Origin of the sequence: Pseudoxanthomonas sp. LH2527, assembly GCF_022539275.1 — a bacterium.
Classification (GTDB): Bacteria; Pseudomonadota; Gammaproteobacteria; order Xanthomonadales; family Xanthomonadaceae; genus Pseudoxanthomonas_A.
The window spans coordinates 1-648 of record NZ_JAKZBW010000062.1 but is presented as its reverse complement, the minus strand read 5'-3'; the positions used below and the strand labels follow the sequence as shown (position 1 = coordinate 648).

1 pseudogene is annotated in these 648 nt (G+C 69.1%); it reads left to right on the top strand.

The annotated features are described in order from the left end of the window. Positions 1 to 409 (top strand): annotated as a pseudogene (locus MMG85_RS18375) (type II toxin-antitoxin system RelE/ParE family toxin); the annotation flags it as partial. Positions 410 to 648: the final 239 nt, after the last annotated feature.

Here is a 648-nt window from a genome sequence, read left to right as displayed (position 1 = left end):
CGCCCGCTGGGGCCAGCCCCCCGGCATGCTCGCCCAGGACACCGCCCCCGAAAACTACGGCCCCACCGTCGGCAGCGGCCAGCGCCAGGGCAACCAACAGGGCAACGCCGCCACCCCCAGCATGGAAGTGGACGGCCACCAGATCTACTACGACCTGCGCAACGAACTGCGCATCGCCGAATGGCAGGCCCAGGGCATAAAGGAAATCTCGTTCCCCCTGCCCGGCCGCCGCGACCTGATGGTCTGCGCCCTGGAGATCGTGGCCACCCGCGGCTCCGGCGGCTGCCGCCTGGCCCAACCCGGCGACCCCGACCTGGCCACCATCGGCGACGCCCGCGACGTGGTGAACGTCATGCGCATCTACCGCCGCGGCGAACTGATCTGGCGTGGGCCGGGGGTGTATCGGTAAGCCCCCAAGCCTCCGCTGTTTCCTTCTCCCTGCGATAAGCGGGGAGAAGGTGCCCGGAGGGCGGATGAGGGGCAGAGCGCGGTAACGAACCGGGCGCCGATACGTCCGCCTTTCCGTTCGCCCCTCACCCGCCTTCGGCACCCTTATCTCTTGGCGATCTGCCAGATTAGATGCCGAGAGCCGGCGTGGTCGAGCGTCACACCTTGGGTGCTACGACCGCGGGAGAGCAAGCTCGCCAC